A 19,354-nucleotide genomic window follows, 5' to 3' on the forward strand; every position below is an offset into this window, starting at 1 on the left:
ATTAAATGATATTAGTAAAGGGATATAAAATCGCAAGGAAAGTTGCTACTGTCCAAGCGGTTGGATTTTTAATGTTTTTTCCCAGTAGTAGCCAAGCTAACATAGCTAATATAACAAACTGTAGCATACAATAAATGGCGAAAGGGATAACTGACATATCAGGCATAATTTGTAGGTGTTGATAGAGTACGAATGCCGTCCAGCAATAATTGAGTACCAGCACAATTAACGCTATTTTGACCAATAATTTCAGGAAAACCTCCAATCGGCTTTTCGCTAGCATTAAATACCAACCGGCTAATAAAATACCCAGTAATATTTGTGCAAAGTTGTTGGCCCGAATGCCATTAAATAAAGAGGGAATTTCAAACCAATAGACTGCGAGGTATTGAATAATACCAACAGCAACAATAGCGAATCCGCAATACATTAAGGTGTTATATAGGTTCTCATCCTCCGGCAGGCGGAAGTAAATTAAACATAAAAAGATCGCCGCAATGTTAGCGATAGCAAGTGGATTGTGCTTAGGGGTAAAGCCTATTGAATAAATAAAGTTACCGATAGTAAAAATCAGCAAAAAAGGCAGGATAAAGGTTAAGCGACTACTTTGTCCACGGCAGATTTCGCCTTTCCATAGCACAATAAAGCTGATTAAAGCGGTAATGAAGATAGCTAATAAATAAGGTGAAATAAAAATAGAATTTGTTGGTGCAGCGTAAAAATTTAAAGCCATCTCGATAAATAGCATTAATACCATTGGCAAAGCCGCATGGGTGGCAATTTCAAGTTTTGACGGCGTATCGTGAGCGTGAGCCATAAATAATCCCAAAAGGTTCAAAGAAAAATGATTTTAGGACAAGATTATGCCATAATAACAACTGTTTTTTAACTTCAAGAGGGCATAAGAAATGCGAATTTTACATACTATGTTACGTGTGGGCGATTTAGAGCGTTCTATTAAATTTTACACTGAAGTTTTAGGGATGCGTTTATTGCGTAGAAGTGAGAATGAGCAATATAAATACACTTTAGCATTTTTGGGCTATGCTGATGAGAGTGAAAGTGCCGTTATTGAGTTAACTTATAACTGGGGTGTGGATAAATACGAACTGGGTACAGCTTATGGTCATATTGCATTAGGCGTGGATGATATTTACGCGACTATTGAATCTATACGTGCTGCCGGAGGCAAAATTACCCGTGAGCCGGGCCCTGTTTTAGGGGGGAAGACAGTTATTGCGTTTGCAGAAGACCCGGACGGTTATAAAATTGAATTTATTGAAAATAAAAACGCACAAGCAGCATTAGGTAACTAATTTTTGCACATTGTTGTGCGACAAGCGGTCGGATTTGTTTGAAAATTTGCAAAAATTTTCGCTAATCAGACCGCTTGTAGTTTAAATTGATGAAGAAAAGAAGATGGAAAAAACAGCGGAACAAATCGATTATAAATTATTAAAAAATCGTTTTCGGGGCTACTTACCTGTGGTAATTGATGTTGAAACAGCAGGGTTGAATGCACAGACAGACGCGTTATTAGAGCTTGCGGCGATTACGGTGAAAATGGATGAAGAAGGCTATTTAGTGCCTGACCAGAAATGCCACTTCCATATCAAGCCTTTTGAAGGAGCGAATATTAACCCCGAATCGCTGAAATTTAACGGTATTGATATTGATAACCCACTGCGTGGTGCAGTAGCAGAAAATATTGCGATTCCTGAAATGTTTAAAATGGTTCGTAAGGCAATGAAAGAGCAAGGTTGCCAGCGTGCGGTAATAGTTGCTCATAATGCGGCTTTTGACCAAGGTTTTATACAAGCTGCGGTGAAGCGTATTAATGCTAAACGTGATCCGTTTCACCCTTTTGCCATGTTTGATACCGCAAGTCTTGCCGGTTTTATGTATGGACAAACGGTTTTAGTCAAAGCATGCCAAATGGCTAAAATTGCTTTTGATGGTCACCAAGCACATTCTGCGTTATATGATACGGAAAAAACGGCCGAATTGTTTTGTGCAATGGTCAATCGATTGAAGGATCTGGAAGGCTTTCCATTAGCTTCGCCGGAGCAAAGCGGTTAAATTTATTTCTATCTTATTTGAATCTGTTTTTGGGAAGTTAGGGAGTGATTAGACTTTTTAACTTTTTAGAAGCAGATTTTTTTATTGTTTATAAATTGATTATATATACATTATAAAATGCTTTATTTCTTTGATTTAGGTAAAATATTTAACTTTTTGTCGGATTATTGTTCGTATAAAAAACTATTTTTATTAACTTTGCTAGCGAGTTCACATAATCAAAATAATCTGATTGTTTTGTTTTTCTAAAGGCGTAGCATATCGCTGTTTTAAATTAATTTACTAGATCAAGGAGACTTATTATGGCTATGCCATCTCAACGTTTTTCTCTAACTTGGGTGCTTAATTTATTTGGTACGGCGGTTGGAGCTGGGGTTTTATTTTTACCGATTAATGCTGGTATGGGCGGATTTTATCCACTTGTGATCATGACCTTATTAGTGGGGCCTATGACTTATTTAGCACACCGTGGGCTAACACGTTTTGTACTATCTTCAAAGAATGAAGGAAGTGATATTACTGAAGTTGTGCGTGAACATTTTGGCGATAAAGCCGGTAAATTAATTACACTGCTTTATTTCTTTGCGATTTTTCCAATTTTATTGATTTATGGGGTGGGTATTATCAATACCGTTAGTTCTTTTATTGAAAACCAACTTCATCTAACAGCACCACCTAGAGTGATTTTATCGTTTATCTTAATTGCAGCAATGATTGGGGTGATGTTGTTAAGTGAACAAGTGATGTTAAAAATCACTACTTGGTTAGTTTATCCGCTAGTCTTTATTTTATTTGGGCTATCAATTTACCTTATTCCTGAATGGAATGGTGCGGCATTAAAACAAATGCCGACAACAGGCGATTTTTTAACGACACTTTGGTTGACTATTCCGGTATTGGTTTTTGCTTTTAACCATTCTCCTGCAATTTCATCTTTTGCACTCTCGCAGCAAAATTTCTATAAAGATAGTAATAAAGCAGAAATTGAGGCAAGTAAAGTATTACGTTCAACAGCCTTTATTTTAGTGTTATTTGTGATGTTCTTCGTGTTTAGCTGTGTGCTTACACTCACGCCTGAAGAATTAGCCCAAGCAAAAGTACAAAATATTTCGATTTTGTCTTATTTAGCGAATAAATTTGATAACCCGATTATTTCCTATTTTGGTCCTTTCGTTGCCTTTTTAGCAATCGGTAGCTCATTCTTTGGGCATTACTTAGGGGCTCGTGAGGGATTAGAAGGGTTAGTCAACCAAATGCGTGAGCATCCGATTGAACCAAGCAAATTCCGTAAAATTACTGCGGTGGTTTTTTTAGTCGTCTTATGGATTGTCGCGACGATTAACCCAAGTATTTTAGGGTTTATTGAAAGTTTAGGTGGACCGATTATTGCGATGATTCTATTTATTATGCCTGTTTATGCGGTTTATAAAGTACCGGCATTAGCTCGCTTTAAAAATCTATTTAGTAATGCTTTTGTTTTTGTAATGGGCTGTATAGCTATTTCAGCGATAGTGTACGGATTACTTTAATCCATGTAGAATGACGCCCTTATTTTTATTATTTATTTAAGTGTGTGTTTATGATTAGTGTTTTTGATATGTTTAAGGTGGGAATAGGACCGTCCAGTTCCCATACTGTTGGGCCGATGAAAGCGGCGAAAGAATTTGTTGATGACTTACTTAATCGTAAATTTTTAGCAAAAATTGACCGCTTGCGTGTTGATGTTTATGGCTCTCTCTCGTTAACAGGACGTGGGCATAATACAGATACTGCTATTATTATGGGGCTAATGGGCTACCTTCCGCATAATGTTGATATTGAACGTATTGATCAAACCGTTGCTGGTTTAAAATCAACTAAGCAGTTAACCTTAGCTGAAAATAGTCAGCAGCCGAAAGTAATTACTTTTGATTTCTTTGAGGATATGCCTTTTCATCGCGATTTTTTACCGCTACACGAAAATGGAGTTAAGTTTAGTGCTTTTGAGGGGCAAAATTTACTCTTTGAAAATACTTATTACTCCATTGGCGGTGGTTTTATTGTTGATGAAGCAAACTTTGGCAAAGTCCAAGAAAGTACGATAACAGTACCTTTTCCTTATAAAAATGCAGCAGACTTATTGACACATTGTAGCGAAAATGGCTTGCCGCTTTCTTCTGTGGTGTGGAAAAATGAATTAGTACTTCACAGTAAAGAAGAGATTTCGGCCTATTTGGCTAAAATTTGGCAAACGATGGAAGCTTGCATCCAACGAGGTATACATACTGAAGGGTTATTACCTGGGCCAATAAAAGTTGCTCGCCGTGCTTGCTCTTTACGTCGTACATTAGAAGCGAACAGTAAGTTTAATATTGACCCGATGCAGATTATTGACTGGGTAAATATGTTTGCCCTAGCAGTAAATGAAGAAAATGCGGCGGGGGGAAGAGTCGTTACCGCTCCGACTAACGGTGCTTGTGGCATTGTGCCTGCAGTTTTGGCATATTATGAAAAATTTATTTCCCCTCTTAATACCGAAACAATAGAGCGTTATTTGCTGACAGCAAGTGTAATTGGTTCACTTTATAAGATGAATGCCTCCATTTCCGGTGCGGAGGTAGGATGTCAAGGCGAAGTTGGTGTTGCTTGTTCAATGGCAGCGGCTGCTTTAACCGAAATTATGGGGGGATCCGCAGATCAGGTTTGTATGGCTGCTGAAATCGGGATGGAGCATAATCTAGGATTAACTTGCGATCCTGTAGGCGGACAGGTGCAAGTGCCTTGTATTGAGCGAAATGCAATTGCATCAGTGAAAGCAATTAATGCCAGCCGTATGGCTTTACGTCGTACAACCCGTCCACAAGTAAGCTTGGATAAGGTTATCGAAACGATGTATGAAACGGGTAAGGATATGAATGCGAAATACCGTGAGACCTCCACCGGTGGTTTAGCTATAAAAATATTACCTTGTGATTAAAACAAAAAATCCACTTTCAAGGAAAGTGGATTTTTTATTCGGATTTAAATGGTAATTAACCCATACCGTATTTTTTTAATTTTTTGCGTAATGTACCACGGTTGATACCGAGCATTGTTGCAGCACGAGTTTGGTTACCACGTGTATATTGCATCACCATATCTAACATCGGGTGTTCGATCTCAGATAATACTAATTCGTATAATTCTGTTGGATCTTCGCCATTTAATTGAGATAAATAGTTTTTTAATGCAGCTTTCACATTGTCACGAAGCGGTTTGCTGACTTGCTGTGCTTGTGCATTTAACATGGTTACTGTTAATGGGTTTTGTGTAGGTTGTTGCTCTAACATTTTTTCTATCCAACGTTTATTCTTAAGATTCTAACGAATCGATTTAACAAAATCTTCTAATGCATTAAGTTGCTCGTGAGTCGAGCTTAATGTATTAAAAGTGCGTTTAAAATTTGATTCCGGCTGTAATTGTTCAATGTACCAACCAACATGTTTTCTTGCGATTCGATAACCTTTTTCTTCACCATAAAAGAGGTGCAGGTCTTCAATATGCTTAAACATTAATTGATATTTTTCATATTTGGCCAAGCTTGAATATTGTCCGGTTTCAAAAAAATCATTGATTTCCTTAAATAACCAAGGATTCCCAAAACTGCCCCTACCAATCATAACCGCATCGGCATGAGTATAGTCAAGAACAAATTTTGCCTTGTCTGCAGAGGTAATATCTCCATTAGCTATTACAGGGATTGAAATTGCTTGTTTGACTGCTTTGACACTCTCATATTCAGCCTCGCCGTTGAATAAACAGCTGCGAGTACGTCCATGAATTGTTAATGCAGCAATACCTGCTTGCTCTGCGATTTTGGCAATTTGAAGACAATTTCTATTTTCCGGATCCCAGCCTGTTCTAATTTTTAGCGTTACAGGCACATTCACAGCATTCACTACAGCATCTAATATTTGAGCGACTAATTCCGGTTCACGTAGCAGAGCAGAGCCTGCCATTTTTTTATTGACCTTTTTAGCTGGGCATCCCATATTAACATCAATAATATCGGCACCATACTCAACATTTATTTTTGCAGCTTCAGCCATTTCAGCTGGATCTGATCCTGCAATTTGTACAGCATTGATACCGATTTCTTCATGATGTGCTAAACGCAATCTTGATTTTTCAGTATGCCATACATCAGGGTTAGTGGACATCATTTCTGAAAAGGTTAAGCCTGCACCAAGTTGGTGGCATAAACGCCGAAAAGGTTGGTCAGTAATACCTGCCATAGGTGCAAGGAAAATACGGTTTTTTATTACATATTGTCCTATTTGCATTTTTAACCTTTTATTAACAAATTTGAAGTAATTTTAACCAGAAATATATCCAAATAAAAAGTACGGCAAATACCGTACTTCTTATATAAGCTAATTATCAGCTTTTGCTGACTTGAGGGGGCGTATGATACGCATTTTTTAATCATTTTGGAAGTCTATAAATTGGACAATTTGCAAAAATATTGAAAATATTTCTATTGACATCCCAAAAATAATTAAATTAAGGGTATTTAACCTGAATCAGGTTGCCTTGTGTTTGGTGCCAGTCAATTTCTGCGATGGTAGCGGTTTGAAAGGCAATATTGGCTTGATGATGAGTTAATGAGAGAGCCAGATCAAATACCAGTGGTAGATGAGAAATTACCAAAACCTGTTTTGCTCCCTCACTGCGCAAAAAGTCCAGATAGTTTTCTACCGTATATGGATTACCATCAGGTGTGATTTCATCCCAGATTTCAGTGATATTGGCAAAATTTTGTGAAAATTTAACCGCTTGCATACCTAAAATTAGTTGTTCAAGTGTTTGCTGAGCTCTTAAATAGGGGCTAACGATAATTTTATCTAATTGGATGTTTTGATTCATTAAATGTTGCCCTAGCCATTGCCCTTGTAATCTAGTGCTTTTTATACCAGAGTCGGTTAAAGAACGAGCTGCATCATTCGGTGCATTAAAACCAGCTTCCCCATGTCGCATAATCCAAATATTCATCACTTTCTCCTTCTGTTTGTATTTAAACTCTTGCAATTTAAGCGTATAATGAACGCCGTTTAAAGCATAATCAATATGTTTAGAAAGATTTTAACTTATATTTCAAATTCATTTACGGAGTCAAATAATGTCTAGAAAACTCAGAAGAACCAAGATTGTTTGTACAATGGGACCGGCAACGGACCGTGGCAATACTTTAGAAAAAATTATTGCAGCCGGTGCGAACATGGTTCGTATGAACTTCTCTCATGGTGTGCCTGAAGATCACATTGAACGTGCTAATAAAGTGCGTGAAATTGCATCAAGATTAGGTCGTCATGTTGCGATTCTTGGTGATCTTCAAGGCCCGAAAATTCGTGTATCTACGTTTAAAGATGGAAAAATTTTCTTAAATATCGGCGATAAATTTACCTTAGATGCAGATTTACCTCGTGGTGAGGGCTACCAAGAAGCGGTAGGTTTAGATTATAAAAACCTTCCAAACGATGTAGTGCTGGGTGATATTCTTTTATTAGACGACGGTAATGTTCAACTTAAAGTATTAGAAGTTGATGGCATGAAAGTTCATACTGAAGTTACTGTTGGTGGTCCGCTATCGAATAACAAAGGGATCAATAAATTAGGTGGTGGTTTATCTGCACCTGCATTAACTGAAAAAGATAAAGAAGATATCAAATTAGCAGCAAAAATCGGAGTGGATTACCTAGCGGTTTCATTTCCACAATCAAGCGCAGATTTACACTATGCTCGTGAATTAGCGAAAGAAGCTGGTTTAGATGCGAAAATCGTTGCTAAAGTTGAACGTGCAGAAACTGTTGCAACCGAAGAGGCAATGGATGACATCATTTTAGGTGCAGATGTTGTAATGGTTGCTCGTGGTGACTTAGGTGTTGAAATCGGTGACGCTGCCTTAGTCGGTGTTCAAAAACGTTTGATTCGCCGTGCACGTAAATTAAATCGTGTTGTTATTACTGCAACGCAAATGATGGAATCTATGATCAAAAAACCAATGCCGACCCGAGCAGAGGTTATGGACGTTGCTAACGCGGTATTAGATGGTACTGATGCTGTAATGCTTTCTGGCGAAACGGCAAACGGTGATTACCCGGTTGAAACGGTAAAATCAATGGCGGAAGTGTGCTTAGGCGCGGAAACTATGCCAAGCATTAATATCTCTCGCCACCGTATGGAAGGTTCATTTAAGTCTATTGACGAAGCTGTTGCAATGTCTGCAATGTATACGGCAAACCATTTAGAAGGCGTTTCTGCTATCGTTTCATTAACACATTCTGGTGAAACGGCAAAATTAATGAGCCGTATCAGCTCAGGCTTACCTATCTATGCGATGTCTCGTAATCAAAAAGCCTTGAATCTCTCTGCTCTTTACCGTGGTGTAACACCGGTATATTACAATGAAGAGAGCCGTACAATGGAAGGTGCAAAAAAAGCGATTGCGACATTAAAAGAGCAAGGTTATTTATTAACCGGTGAATTAGTGCTTTTAACTCACGGTGATGAACTAAGAGCCGGTGGTACAAACACTTGCCGTATTTTAAGAGTTGAATAATTTAAAGTTTTGAAACAAAAATCCACGTAAGAATTTACGTGGATTTTTTTATGTCTTAATATAAAACAATGATTTTTAACTAATGTAATCTTTATGAATTCTAAACCTCTTTCTATTTGTATTCTGCGTTTATCTGCTATTGGTGATGTATGCCATACGCTTGCTGTCATTCAAGCTATTCAGCGTCATTACCCAACAGCTGAAATTAGCTGGATTATCGGCAAAACAGAAGCTGTTTTGATGAAAGATATTCCAAATGTAACACTCATTCCTTACGATAAAAAAACAGGGTGGAAAGGAATATTTACACTATGGAAGCAACTTTCCTACAAGCGGTTTGATTTTCTATTAAATTTGCAAACAGCATTTCGAGCCTCAATACTCTCATTAGGAATTAAAGCCAAGAAAAAAATAGGCTTTAATAAAGATCGAGCCAGAGAAGGGCAATGGTTGTTTACTAATCAAAAAGTGGAAATAACAGACTCACCACACGTTTTAGACGGACAAATGATGTTTGCTAAAGCGATTGGAGTAACCGATTTATCTGCAAAATGGTATTTACCTGTGAGTGAGCAAGACAAAGAATATGCAACTCAATTTGTTGATATAAAAAGAAAAAATGTGCTTATTTCACCTTGCTCTAGTAAAAAAGAGAAAGATTGGTTACCCGAACGTTATGCCGAAATTGCAAATTGGTTGATTGAGCAAAATATCAATGTAATTATTGCAGGCTCCCCTTCAATTTATGAGATGGAAACTGCTGCAAAAATTCAAAAACTTGCGCCAAAATGTGAAAATATTTCGGGGAAAACAACATTAAAGCAATTAACAGCAGCCATTAGACAAGTGGATTTGGTCATTTCCTCTGATTCCGCTGCAGCACATATTGCAACCACTCAGCAGACACCTGTAATTGGGCTTTATGCCATTCATAACCCTAGACGAACAGGGCCTTATCAAGACTTAGATAGAGTAGTGTCGGTCTATGATGAGGCAATTTTACAAAGTTATGGTAAACCTTGGCAGCAATTGGCTTGGGCGACCAAAGCAAAGGGAAAAGATTGGATGGAAAAAATTACGGTTGAAACAGTAAAAGAAAAAATAGTTGAAACTTTAAAAATAAAGTTGTAAAGTTTGTGTATTAAAACTTTTACATAAGGAAACAAAAATGAACACCGTATTCAATCAGGATAGTGTACACAACGTCAACATTAAAGATGAGAAGATTTTATTAACACCTCATGAGCTAAAACAAGAATTTCCATTGCCGGAACATTTACGCAAGCAGATTGAAACCTCGCGTAAAGAAATTTCTGATATTATCCATAGACGTGATAAACGTCAGTTAATCGTTATTGGACCTTGTTCGATTCACGATACCAAAGCGGCTATTGAATACGGCAAAAAATTAAAAGCCTTGGCAGATAAATTAAGCGATAAGCTTTATATTGTCATGCGTGTTTATTTCGAAAAGCCACGTACGACCGTCGGTTGGAAAGGCTTAATTAACGATCCGAAAATGGATGGCTCATTTGATATTGAAACAGGCTTACGTGTTGGACGTAAGCTTTGCTTAGAGTTGGCAGAACTAGGCTTGCCACTTGCAACTGAAGCGCTAGATCCCATGACGCCACAATATTTGGCAGATTTGTTTAGCTGGTCGGCAATTGGCGCGAGAACCACGGAATCACAAACACACCGTGAATTAGCCTCAGGTTTGTCTATGGCAGTAGGTTTTAAAAATGGGACGGATGGTGGTTTAGAGGTAGCGTTAAATGCGATGCAATCTTCATCACAGAGCCATAGCTTTATTGGTATCAACCAAAAGGGGCAAGTTACTTTGCTTAAAACCAAGGGTAATGCTGATGGACATGTGATTTTACGTGGTGGTAAAGCACCGAATTTTGAAAAACAATATGTAGAAGAATGCGAGCAAGCTCTGCGTAAAGCAAACTTGCCGGCTGCGATTATGATCGACTGTAGCCACGGTAATTCCAATAAAGATTACCGCCGCCAGCCGCTCGTTGCTGAAAATGTGTTAGCGCAATTATTAGCGGGCAATACTTCTATTATCGGCTTGATGATTGAAAGCCATTTAAATGCAGGTAACCAATCATCAGAACAGCCGTTTAGTGAGATGAAATATGGAGTGTCCATTACTGATGCCTGTATTGACTGGGAAACTACCGAGAGTTTATTAACGAATTTTGCAGACAAATTACGCAATCAGTAAATTTGCAAAAAATTATGCTTTTTTGACCGCTTGTATTTTATTTTGAGTTAAGAAATATGAACCCATTAGCCCCTTTGCGTGAAAAAATCGACTTAGTCGATCAACAACTTATTGAACTGCTTGCTGAGCGTTTGGCCTTGGTGGCAGAAGTCGGCAAAGTGAAATCAGAACACGGTATTCCTGTCTATGCTCCTGACCGCGAAGCCGCAATGATTGCTGCCCGCCGAGATGAGGCTGAGAATAAAGGTATTTCCGCAGATTTAATTGAAGATGTGCTTCGCCGTGTGATGCGGGAATCTTACAGCAACGAAAATAAGCACGGTTTTAAAACGGTTAATCCAAACATTCAAAAAATTGTGATTGTTGGCGGTAAGGGTAAATTAGGCGGATTATTTGCTCACTATTTAACGCTCTCCGGCTACCACGTAGAGGCTTTGGGGCGTAATGATTGGGACAATGCCTCCGCCATTTTAGCTAACGCAGATTTAGTGATTGTGTGTGTGCCAATTGCTAACACTCTACAAACTATCGAACGTTTACAGCCTTATTTAACTGAAGATATGATTTTGGCAGATTTAACCTCGGTTAAAACTCAGCCACTTAAAAAAATGTTGGAAATCCATCGTGGGGCAGTAGTGGGTTTGCACCCAATGTTCGGGCCGGATATTGCGAGTCAAGCCAAACAAGTTATAGCTTGTTGCCACGGGCGATTCCCCGAACGTTACGAATGGCTGCTTGAGCAGATGAAAATTTGGGGAGCAAAAATAGAGCAAATTGAAGCAGAAGAACACGACCACGCAATGACTTACATTCAAGCATTACGCCACTTTTCCACCTTTGCGTTTGGCTTGCACCTTTCTCGCCAGCCGGTTCAGCTTGCCCAGTTACTCGCACTTTCTTCACCGATTTACCGTTTAGAATTGGCGATGATCGGGCGTTTGTTTGCTCAAGACGGCAGTTTATATGCAGATATTATTTCCGATAAGCCGGAAAATATAGAAGTAATTGAAGCATTGAAAGAGAGCTTTGAACAAAGTTTGGATTTCTTCAAACGCAACGATAAGGCCGGCTTTATTCAAGCGTTTGAAGAGGTTCATCATTGGTTTGGGGATTATTCCGAGCAATTTTTAAAAGAGAGCCGGATCTTGTTGCAACAAGCACATGACTCCAGAAGATAAGATTAGAAAACGCATTGTATTTACAATGCGTTTTTTGTTATCTAGGACTTATTAGACCTTGCTTGACTTCAAACAAATAGTCATCTTGTCTGTCTTGCCATTGCATTTGATTGAGCTGATCTTGGGTAATTGCAGTTACAAACACTTGCGAGCCGCTTTCTCTCAAGCGGTGGGCGAGCAGTTCACGTTTGGTGGGGTCTAATTCTGAGGCAAAATCATCAATCAAAAATAAACATTGGCGTTGTTTTTGGGCGACCAAATGTTCCCCTTGAGCAAGGCGTAAGGCACACATCAATAATTTTAATTGCCCGCGGGAAAGTACATCTTCTACCGGTAACCCATTAGCTTTGAAGCGAAAATCGGCTTTTTGTGCTCCAATCATGGTATAGCCGAGGGCTTTATCCCGTTCAAAACCTTGAGCAAGAATATCGGCGTAATCTGCTCCTTTTTCCCAGCCTTGATGGAAACTTAAGCCGATTTCGACTTCAGGCAAGAAAAATTGGCAGGTTTTTTCAATTTCCGGGCGTAATGCTTCAGCGTATTCAGCACGCATTTCACTCACTGCGTAAGTGGTTTTCACCAACTCAATATCCCACGCTTTTAATTCTTGATAAGACCGCACTTGTTGCAAGGCAGAATTTCGCTGTTTTAATAAACGGCGTAAGTTTGTCCAATGGGTGTAAAAATCGGTATGTTGATGAAATAGTCCCCAATCCAAAAAGGCACGGCGATAGCTTGGGCCACCGTTTAACAGAGTTAAGCCTTCGGGGGTAATCACTTGCATTGGCAGTAAATGGGCAAGATCGGCTATTTTATTGCCGTCTTCACCGTTGATTTTAAGGGTGGTATCGCCCGAGCGTGATTTTTGAATACCGACCGACCATGAATGTTGAGCTTCATCAATTTTACCGTGCAAGACAAAGTTATCGTTATCATAATTAATGATACGGTTACTGATATGGCTTTTAAACGAACGCCCGTGTCCGAGATAGAAAATCGCTTCCAGCAGGCTGGTTTTACCACTGCCGTTTGCCCCTACTAAAAAGTTAAAATGCGGGCTAAATGCCAAATCGGCATTTTGGATATTGCGGAAATGGTTTATTAATAAACGGGTTAAAGCCATAGTGAATGTATCGGTAATCAAAAGAAACGCTATTCTACCAATTTTTGCAAAAAATTTGTAAAAATTAACCGCTTGCAGATTAGAGGTGCGTTCAGTACAATGAGCCGTTTATTTTTATAGCTAAATGGAGAAAAAATTATGTTCGGAAAAGGCGGTTTAGGCGGCTTGATGAAGCAAGCTCAACAAATGCAAGAGCGTATGCAAAAAATGCAAGAAGAGATTGCACAGTTAGAAGTAACAGGTGAATCCGGTGCAGGTTTAGTTAAAGTGACTATTAACGGTGCTCATAATTGCCGTCGCATTGAAATTGATCCATCTTTAATGGAAGATGATAAAGAGATGGTGGAAGATTTAGTGGCTGCAGCCTTTAATGATGCAGTTCGCCGTGCTGATGAAATGCAAAAAGAAAAAATGGCAAGCGTTACTTCAGGTATGCAATTACCACCGGGTATGAAATTTCCGTTCTAATTATGCAGACCAGTCCTTTACTTGAAAATTTGATGGAAGCCCTACGTGCCTTACCCGGTGTTGGGCCGAAATCGGCACAGCGAATGGCGTATCATCTACTTCAGCGTAATCGTTCAGGCGGTGTGGCTTTGGCTAAAGCATTAAACGAAGCGATGAGCCATATTGGGCATTGTCAATCTTGTCGAACCTTTACTGAAGAAGATGAATGCACCATTTGTAAAAATCCAAGACGCCAAATGAGCGGTCAGCTTTGTGTGGTGGAAATGCCGGAAGATATTCAAGCCATCGAGCAGACCGGGCAGTTTTCTGGGCGTTATTTTGTGCTGATGGGGCATTTATCACCTATCGATGGTATCGGACCTCGTGAAATTGGGCTGGATTTACTGCAACAACGTTTGGAAAATGAATCTTTTCATGAGGTAATTTTAGCGACCAATCCAACAATTGAAGGGGATGCTACGGCAAATTATATTGCTGAAATGTGCAAAATGTATAATGTTAAAGCAACTAGAATCGCTCATGGTGTACCTGTTGGAGGCTCACTAGAAATGGTGGATGGTACAACACTTTCGCATTCTTTTGCAGGAAGACGTGATATTACGCTTTAAACATATTTCTGTTGATATCTAATTCTGATACAATTACTCAACTATTTTATAAAAATTCTATTATCTTAAGGTGAACATAAATGGAAACTATTGATAAAATTAAAAAACAAATTAGTGAAAACCCGATTCTGCTTTATATGAAAGGATCCCCAAAATTCCCATCTTGCGGTTTCTCAGCACGCGCGGTTGAAGCAGTTATTAACTGCCAAGTGCCATTTGGCTATGTAGATATTTTAGCGAATCCGGATATTCGTGCGGAATTACCAAAATTTGCTAACTGGCCGACATTCCCACAATTATGGGTGGAAGGTGAGTTAATCGGGGGCTGTGATATCGTATTAGAAATGTTCCAAAAAGGCGAACTTCAGGAATTATTAAAGGCGACAGCAGCAAAACAGCCTGCTTAATTGAAATATGGTGGTTAAGGCTCTTAATTTTTATTAAGAGCCTTAATTTTTTCATTTAATTTTATGGAAAAATATTACCTAGTTTGTTATTTTGTTTTAGAATGACGAAATTATTTCGCAACATAAAATAAAAGGACACAACATGGCATTAAAAGATTTAGATTGGGCAAATTTAGGCTTTTCGTATATTAAAACCGATTATCGTTTTGTCGCACATTGGAAAGACGGCAAGTGGAATGAAGGTAAATTGACACAAGATAACGTATTACACATTCACGAAGGCTCCACGGCGTTACATTACGGGCAGCAATGTTTTGAAGGCTTAAAAGCTTATCGTTGTAAAGACGGCTCAATTAACCTATTCCGCCCAGACCAAAATGCAGAGCGGATGCAACGCACCGCGGATCGTTTATTAATGCCTCGCGTGCCGACTGAATTATTTATTCGTGCCTGTAAAGAAGTGGTGAAGGCTAACCAAGAATGGTTAGGGCCTTACGGCTCAGGGGCAACGCTCTATTTGCGTCCGTTTTTAATCGGTGTAGGTGAAAATATTGGCGTAAGAGCTGCTCCCGAGTTTATCTTTTCTGTATTCTGCTGCCCGGTAGGCGCTTATTTTAAAGGCGGATTAGCACCATCTAACTTTATTACGACCGAATATGACCGTGCAGCTCCAATGGGAACAGGCGGAGTGAAAGTAGGCGGTAACTACGCAGCGAGTTTACTGCCACATGAATTAGCCGTAGAGCAAGGTTCGGCAACGCGTAAATTTGCTGATGCGATTTATTTAGATCCGAAAACTCATACTAAAATTGAAGAGGTAGGGGCGGCGAATTTCTTTGGTATTACTAAAGATAATAAGTTTATCACCCCGATTTCCGAGTCGATTTTACCAAGTATCACTAAATACTCATTATTACATATCGCAAAAGAACGTTTAGGTATGGAGGCGGTTGAAGGGGATGTGTATATTGATCAACTAGATCAATTTATCGAAGCAGGTGCTTGCGGTACTGCTGCGGTAATTACTCCTGTTGGTGGTATTCAGCATAAGGATAATTTCCACGTCTTCTATTCTGAAACTGAAGTAGGTCCGATTACCCGTCGTTTATACGCGGAATTAACCGGCATTCAATTTGGTGATTTAGAAGCACCGGAAGGCTGGATTGTAAAAGTAGAATAATGTAAAACAGAACCGCAAGCGGTCGAATTTGCAAAATTTTTTGCAAATTTAACCGCTTGATTTTTTTAGACAGAATATGAAAAAGTTAATTTTTTTAGGTTTATCAGCTTTGGCTCTTGCCGGCTGTTCCTCAAGCGTTTCTAATTCTAACCAACTGATTGGGAATTGGCGCTGCACCATTGATTACGATGATTTTAATATCCGCACTGTGGATAATCTAAAATTTGCTACAGATGGCGGTTTGATTGGGCAGGGTACTATTCATTACCCGATGAAAAAGCCGATTTTTATTTATACGGTACAAAATAATGGTCGCTGGGCGCTTAAAAATAATCGTATTGTTTACCGTGTATTAGCAGAATCCATTCAACGTAACCATAGTGCTAATGTATGGGCGGAGTTACAGCGTGATAGTGAATTACAGCAGTATGAAGACAGTTTGTTTAATACCCTGTCGGAGAACGATCGTAATAAAACTATTGAATTGACAGTAACTGATTTTAATGATACTGAAATGGATATTAAACAAGAGATTAAAGGCCACCGCGTTTATAAAGGTCAATGTGTTAAAAAATAGGGGACTGTTATGATTCAACGTTTTGAAGTAGGCAGCCGTTTTTCGGAAATGGCGGTGTATAACGGAGTGGCATATCTGGCAGGGCAAGTGCCTCTGGATGAAAATGCCGATATTTACACTCAGACCCAGCAGACTTTAGCTGAAATTGATAAGTGGCTGGAAAAAGCGAATACGGATAAAAGTAAAATCTTAATGGCAACGGTTTATTTGCGAGATATGACTGATTATGCGGAAATGAACCGCGCATGGGATGAATGGGTAGCTGAAAATAATGCTCCGCCACGAGCAGCAGTAGAGGCAAAATTAGCTAACCCAAACTGGAAAGTGGAAATTGTCGTTACAGCCGCAATTTAAAGAGAAAGCAGAGATAATATCTCTGCTTTTTTCGTTAATGGTGAGGTGTAAGCGGTTAAAAAAGCGCAATTTTTTGCGAATTAAATTCGCTCAATATCAAACTGTGATAAATCAATTACATCAGGTGTACCATAAAATTCGCAGAGTGCTTTACGTAGTGTCTCTGCTCGTTTTGGTAAGTATCCTCTCTCCGCATATATTTTAACTTGCTCATACACCGCTTGCTTAAAGGCGGAGTTATCTCCCGGATTACCTGTCAGATTGTCGCTACTTGCAAAATAGCGAAAACCTGCAGCGGTGGCGAGAACCCATTCAATTGCTTGCGGTTTAACTTCTACACTTTCAAATTCCCGCTGGCGTTCAGCAGAGCGTCCGTCCGGTTCATACCAATAACCAAAATCTTCTAATTTACGGCGTTCGGCACCTGCAACCAACCAATGTGAGATTTCATGTAAGGCACTGCTGTAATAGCCGTGCGCAAATAGAATCACGTTATAAGGTCGCTCACTTTTGATTCCATCTTCATCAATATATTCAGGTAAATAAATAGGATAATCTTCACCTCGCTCTAAACGAGTGTTATATTCTGTTGCAAAGCATTCATCAAATATTCGGATAATATCTGCAATTTTATGATGGTCTTGATTCATTGTGTTCCTCTTAATTTTCTATAGCTGATTTAGCCAGCGTAAAAATTCATTTGCATCTAAAAAGCCGGTTACTCGAGATTGGGTCATTTCTTTGCCGTTTTCATCAAAAAACAAGATGGTCGGTAAACCTTGTATCTTAAAACGTTCTATAAACGCAAAATTTTCGTCGGAGTTTTTAGTCATATCCAGTTGTAACACTACCATTTCATTTAATTTTTCTTGTACTTTGGCATCAGTAAAGGTGTATTTTTCAAACTCTTTACATGCGACGCACCAATCGGCATAGAGATCCAGCATCACTTTTTTGCCTTTAGAAGCGGTCAGTTTTTTTTCTAAATCTGCAAGTGATTGAATACGTTCTAATTGTAAATGTTGAGCATTTTCAAGCTGTATTTTTGAACCTCCCCAAACTAAGTCTGCCCAAGGTTTTGCTGATAAAGCTAAGCCTATTAATAATATCACTTTAAAGACTCTTTTTAGGATAGAGCTAGATGGAATCAGCTCAAATAACCAAATTAAAAACGCTATAGCTAAGGCAGACCATAGAAAAGGTTCATAATGGTTTGGCAAAACACGTGTTATTAAAAATATAGGTAAGGCAAGCATAACAAAACCAAATGCGGTTTTGACGTTTAATAGCCAGTCTCCCGATTTAGGTAGAATTTTATTACCAAATAGGGTGATAAGAATCAATGGAATGCCCATCCCCAATGCAAGCAGATAAAGTGCCAGCCCACCGGTTATTAAATCGCCACTTTGTGCAACATAGAGCAATGCGCCTGAAAGCGGTGCAGAAGTGCAAGGTGAGGCAATTAGTCCTGCGATCATACCCATTAAAAAGACACTACCAAAAGCGCCGCCTTGCTGTTTTTGGCTTAATAAATTTAACTTTTGTTGCCATGAATTAGGTAATTGCAATTCAAAGAGTCCAAACATTGAAGAGGCTAAAAGGGTAAATACAATTGCTAATCCGATAAGAACAGGCGGGCTTTGCAATGCTATTTGGAAAGGTAAACCGATTGCCGCTACGATTAAACCTAATAAAGTATAAGTAATCGCCATACCTTGCACATAAGCTATGCTGAGTAATAGTGCTTTGGTTGAAGAAGGGCGATTTTGATTACCAATAATAATCGCAGATAAGAGCGGTAACATTGGTAATACGCAAGGAGTAAAAGCTAAACCTAAGCCTAAAACAAAAAACCAAAATATAGAAAATTTATTGCTGGATAATTCTTCTGCTAACTTATTTTGATTGGAGTCTATAATATTTTGTGTCTCTTCGATGGCTTGTTCACTTGGAATAATAGTATTTAAGGTAAGTTCTAATTTTTCCGGTGGGTAGCAGAAACCTTTAGTACAGCCTTGATATTCCACCGCTATAACTGCATTATCTTGAGATTCTAAAAGAGGAAGTGATACTTGTAATTGGTTTCGGAATATTTCTACTTGTCCAAAAAACTCATCATTATATTGTTCGGCTTGTGGAAATTGCGGCTCGCCTATAGTTATATTATGAGGCGTAATTTTAATTTCTTTCTTATAAAGATAGTAACCTTCTGCAATTTGCCAATTTAGTAAAAGGTTATTTTCTTGTTGGCCTAATGAAAAGATAAAAGCATCTTCTGATTTTAAAAATTCGTTTTTAGATGAAAAGAGGCCTGCATAGGCAGGTTGAATCATCAATATACTAAGGAAAATGGACAAAAAATATTTAATCATAGTAATCTTATGACTCTTGAGGATGGTTTAAACATTAGTAAATATGACAAATTATAGCGGAATAAATTACAAAATTCTGAAGAAATTCGACCGCTTGCCTAGGTTTGGTTTAGCAAGCGGTTATTTTTTGTAAAAATATTGCAATATAATGAAAAATTAATTGCATAGTTATGCAAAAATAATTAGTATTCATTCATT

21 protein-coding genes are annotated in these 19,354 nt (G+C 38.6%); 14 read left to right on the plus strand and 7 right to left on the minus strand.

Annotated elements, in window-relative coordinates; all coding sequences use genetic code 11:
• Position 1 precedes the first annotated feature (1 nt).
• Complete coding sequence (locus A4G16_RS01065; RefSeq protein ID WP_165888326.1) at positions 2 to 817, minus strand: hypothetical protein; 816 nt, start codon at positions 815 to 817, stop codon at positions 2 to 4.
• Positions 818 to 908: 91 nt separating this feature from the next.
• On the opposite strand from A4G16_RS01065, the gene gloA reads away from it, so the two are divergent.
• From gloA to A4G16_RS01085, 4 genes are all read left to right on the plus strand, one after another.
• The gene (gloA, locus tag A4G16_RS01070; protein WP_027075193.1) at positions 909 to 1,316 is read left to right on the plus strand and encodes a lactoylglutathione lyase; all 408 of its coding nucleotides are present in this window, start codon (positions 909 to 911) and stop codon (positions 1,314 to 1,316) included.
• A 103-nt stretch (positions 1,317 to 1,419) separates the two neighbouring features.
• Positions 1,420 to 2,079, plus strand: a complete 660-nt coding sequence (gene rnt / locus A4G16_RS01075) for a ribonuclease T (protein WP_165888327.1) — start codon at positions 1,420 to 1,422, stop codon at positions 2,077 to 2,079.
• 302 nt (positions 2,080 to 2,381) lie between these two features.
• Positions 2,382 to 3,608, plus strand: coding sequence for an HAAAP family serine/threonine permease (locus A4G16_RS01080; RefSeq protein WP_165888328.1), 1,227 nt, complete (start codon positions 2,382 to 2,384; stop codon positions 3,606 to 3,608).
• Positions 3,609 to 3,658: 50 nt separating this feature from the next.
• Positions 3,659 to 5,035, plus strand: a complete 1,377-nt coding sequence (locus tag A4G16_RS01085) for an L-serine ammonia-lyase (protein ID WP_165888329.1) — start codon at positions 3,659 to 3,661, stop codon at positions 5,033 to 5,035.
• Positions 5,036 to 5,090: 55 nt separating this feature from the next.
• Here the strand turns inward: A4G16_RS01085 and fis are convergent, their stop codons facing one another.
• The 3 genes from fis to sixA form a co-directional block, all read right to left on the minus strand.
• Complete coding sequence (gene fis / locus A4G16_RS01090; protein WP_027075197.1) at positions 5,091 to 5,387, minus strand: DNA-binding transcriptional regulator Fis; 297 nt, start codon at positions 5,385 to 5,387, stop codon at positions 5,091 to 5,093.
• 30 nt (positions 5,388 to 5,417) lie between these two features.
• Positions 5,418 to 6,380, minus strand: a complete 963-nt coding sequence (gene dusB / locus A4G16_RS01095) for a tRNA dihydrouridine synthase DusB (RefSeq protein WP_165888330.1) — start codon at positions 6,378 to 6,380, stop codon at positions 5,418 to 5,420.
• Between the two features lie 220 nt (positions 6,381 to 6,600).
• Complete coding sequence (gene sixA, locus A4G16_RS01100; protein WP_165888331.1) at positions 6,601 to 7,089, minus strand: phosphohistidine phosphatase SixA; 489 nt, start codon at positions 7,087 to 7,089, stop codon at positions 6,601 to 6,603.
• Between the two features lie 127 nt (positions 7,090 to 7,216).
• On the opposite strand from sixA, the gene pyk reads away from it, so the two are divergent.
• The 4 genes from pyk (at position 7,217) to tyrA (ending at position 12,067) form a co-directional block, all read left to right on the plus strand.
• A complete protein-coding gene (pyk, locus tag A4G16_RS01105) occupies positions 7,217 to 8,656 on the plus strand; it encodes a pyruvate kinase (RefSeq protein WP_165888332.1) in 1,440 nt (479 codons plus the stop codon).
• A gap of 93 nt (positions 8,657 to 8,749) precedes the next feature.
• Complete coding sequence (locus tag A4G16_RS01110; protein ID WP_165888333.1) at positions 8,750 to 9,787, plus strand: glycosyltransferase family 9 protein; 1,038 nt, start codon at positions 8,750 to 8,752, stop codon at positions 9,785 to 9,787.
• Between the two features lie 37 nt (positions 9,788 to 9,824).
• Positions 9,825 to 10,889, plus strand: coding sequence for a 3-deoxy-7-phosphoheptulonate synthase (locus tag A4G16_RS01115; RefSeq protein ID WP_165888334.1), 1,065 nt, complete (start codon positions 9,825 to 9,827; stop codon positions 10,887 to 10,889).
• Between the two features lie 56 nt (positions 10,890 to 10,945).
• Positions 10,946 to 12,067, plus strand: a complete 1,122-nt coding sequence (gene tyrA, locus A4G16_RS01120; RefSeq protein WP_165888335.1) for a bifunctional chorismate mutase/prephenate dehydrogenase — start codon at positions 10,946 to 10,948, stop codon at positions 12,065 to 12,067.
• Positions 12,068 to 12,104: 37 nt separating this feature from the next.
• Here the strand turns inward: tyrA and recF are convergent, their stop codons facing one another.
• Entirely contained in the window at positions 12,105 to 13,190 is a 1,086-nt protein-coding gene (gene recF, locus A4G16_RS01125; protein ID WP_165888336.1) for a DNA replication/repair protein RecF, read from the minus strand.
• A gap of 138 nt (positions 13,191 to 13,328) precedes the next feature.
• On the opposite strand from recF, the gene A4G16_RS01130 reads away from it, so the two are divergent.
• The 6 genes from A4G16_RS01130 (at position 13,329) to A4G16_RS01155 (ending at position 16,784) form a co-directional block, all read left to right on the plus strand.
• Entirely contained in the window at positions 13,329 to 13,658 is a 330-nt protein-coding gene (locus tag A4G16_RS01130; protein WP_042802372.1) for a YbaB/EbfC family nucleoid-associated protein, read from the plus strand.
• A 2-nt stretch (positions 13,659 to 13,660) separates the two neighbouring features.
• Positions 13,661 to 14,266, plus strand: coding sequence for a recombination mediator RecR (gene recR, locus A4G16_RS01135; protein ID WP_165888337.1), 606 nt, complete (start codon positions 13,661 to 13,663; stop codon positions 14,264 to 14,266).
• A gap of 80 nt (positions 14,267 to 14,346) precedes the next feature.
• Positions 14,347 to 14,673, plus strand: a complete 327-nt coding sequence (gene grxD, locus A4G16_RS01140; RefSeq protein WP_027075207.1) for a Grx4 family monothiol glutaredoxin — start codon at positions 14,347 to 14,349, stop codon at positions 14,671 to 14,673.
• A gap of 127 nt (positions 14,674 to 14,800) precedes the next feature.
• Positions 14,801 to 15,853, plus strand: a complete 1,053-nt coding sequence (locus tag A4G16_RS01145; RefSeq protein WP_336217456.1) for a branched-chain amino acid aminotransferase — start codon at positions 14,801 to 14,803, stop codon at positions 15,851 to 15,853.
• Positions 15,854 to 15,929: 76 nt separating this feature from the next.
• Positions 15,930 to 16,430, plus strand: a complete 501-nt coding sequence (locus tag A4G16_RS01150) for a membrane lipoprotein lipid attachment site-containing protein (protein WP_165888339.1) — start codon at positions 15,930 to 15,932, stop codon at positions 16,428 to 16,430.
• 9 nt (positions 16,431 to 16,439) lie between these two features.
• Positions 16,440 to 16,784 (plus strand): RidA family protein, encoded by a 345-nt coding sequence (locus A4G16_RS01155; RefSeq protein WP_165888340.1) that lies wholly within the window; start codon positions 16,440 to 16,442, stop codon positions 16,782 to 16,784.
• A gap of 80 nt (positions 16,785 to 16,864) precedes the next feature.
• Here the strand turns inward: A4G16_RS01155 and A4G16_RS01160 are convergent, their stop codons facing one another.
• Together A4G16_RS01160 and A4G16_RS01165 are read right to left on the minus strand one after the other, a co-directional pair.
• Positions 16,865 to 17,434 (minus strand): elongation factor P hydroxylase, encoded by a 570-nt coding sequence (locus A4G16_RS01160; protein WP_165888341.1) that lies wholly within the window; start codon positions 17,432 to 17,434, stop codon positions 16,865 to 16,867.
• 18 nt (positions 17,435 to 17,452) lie between these two features.
• Positions 17,453 to 19,156, minus strand: coding sequence for a protein-disulfide reductase DsbD (locus tag A4G16_RS01165; protein ID WP_165888342.1), 1,704 nt, complete (start codon positions 19,154 to 19,156; stop codon positions 17,453 to 17,455).
• Positions 19,157 to 19,354: the final 198 nt, after the last annotated feature.

It is taken from the genome of Mannheimia granulomatis, from assembly GCF_011455695.1.
Classification (GTDB): domain Bacteria; phylum Pseudomonadota; class Gammaproteobacteria; order Enterobacterales; family Pasteurellaceae; genus Mannheimia; species Mannheimia granulomatis_A.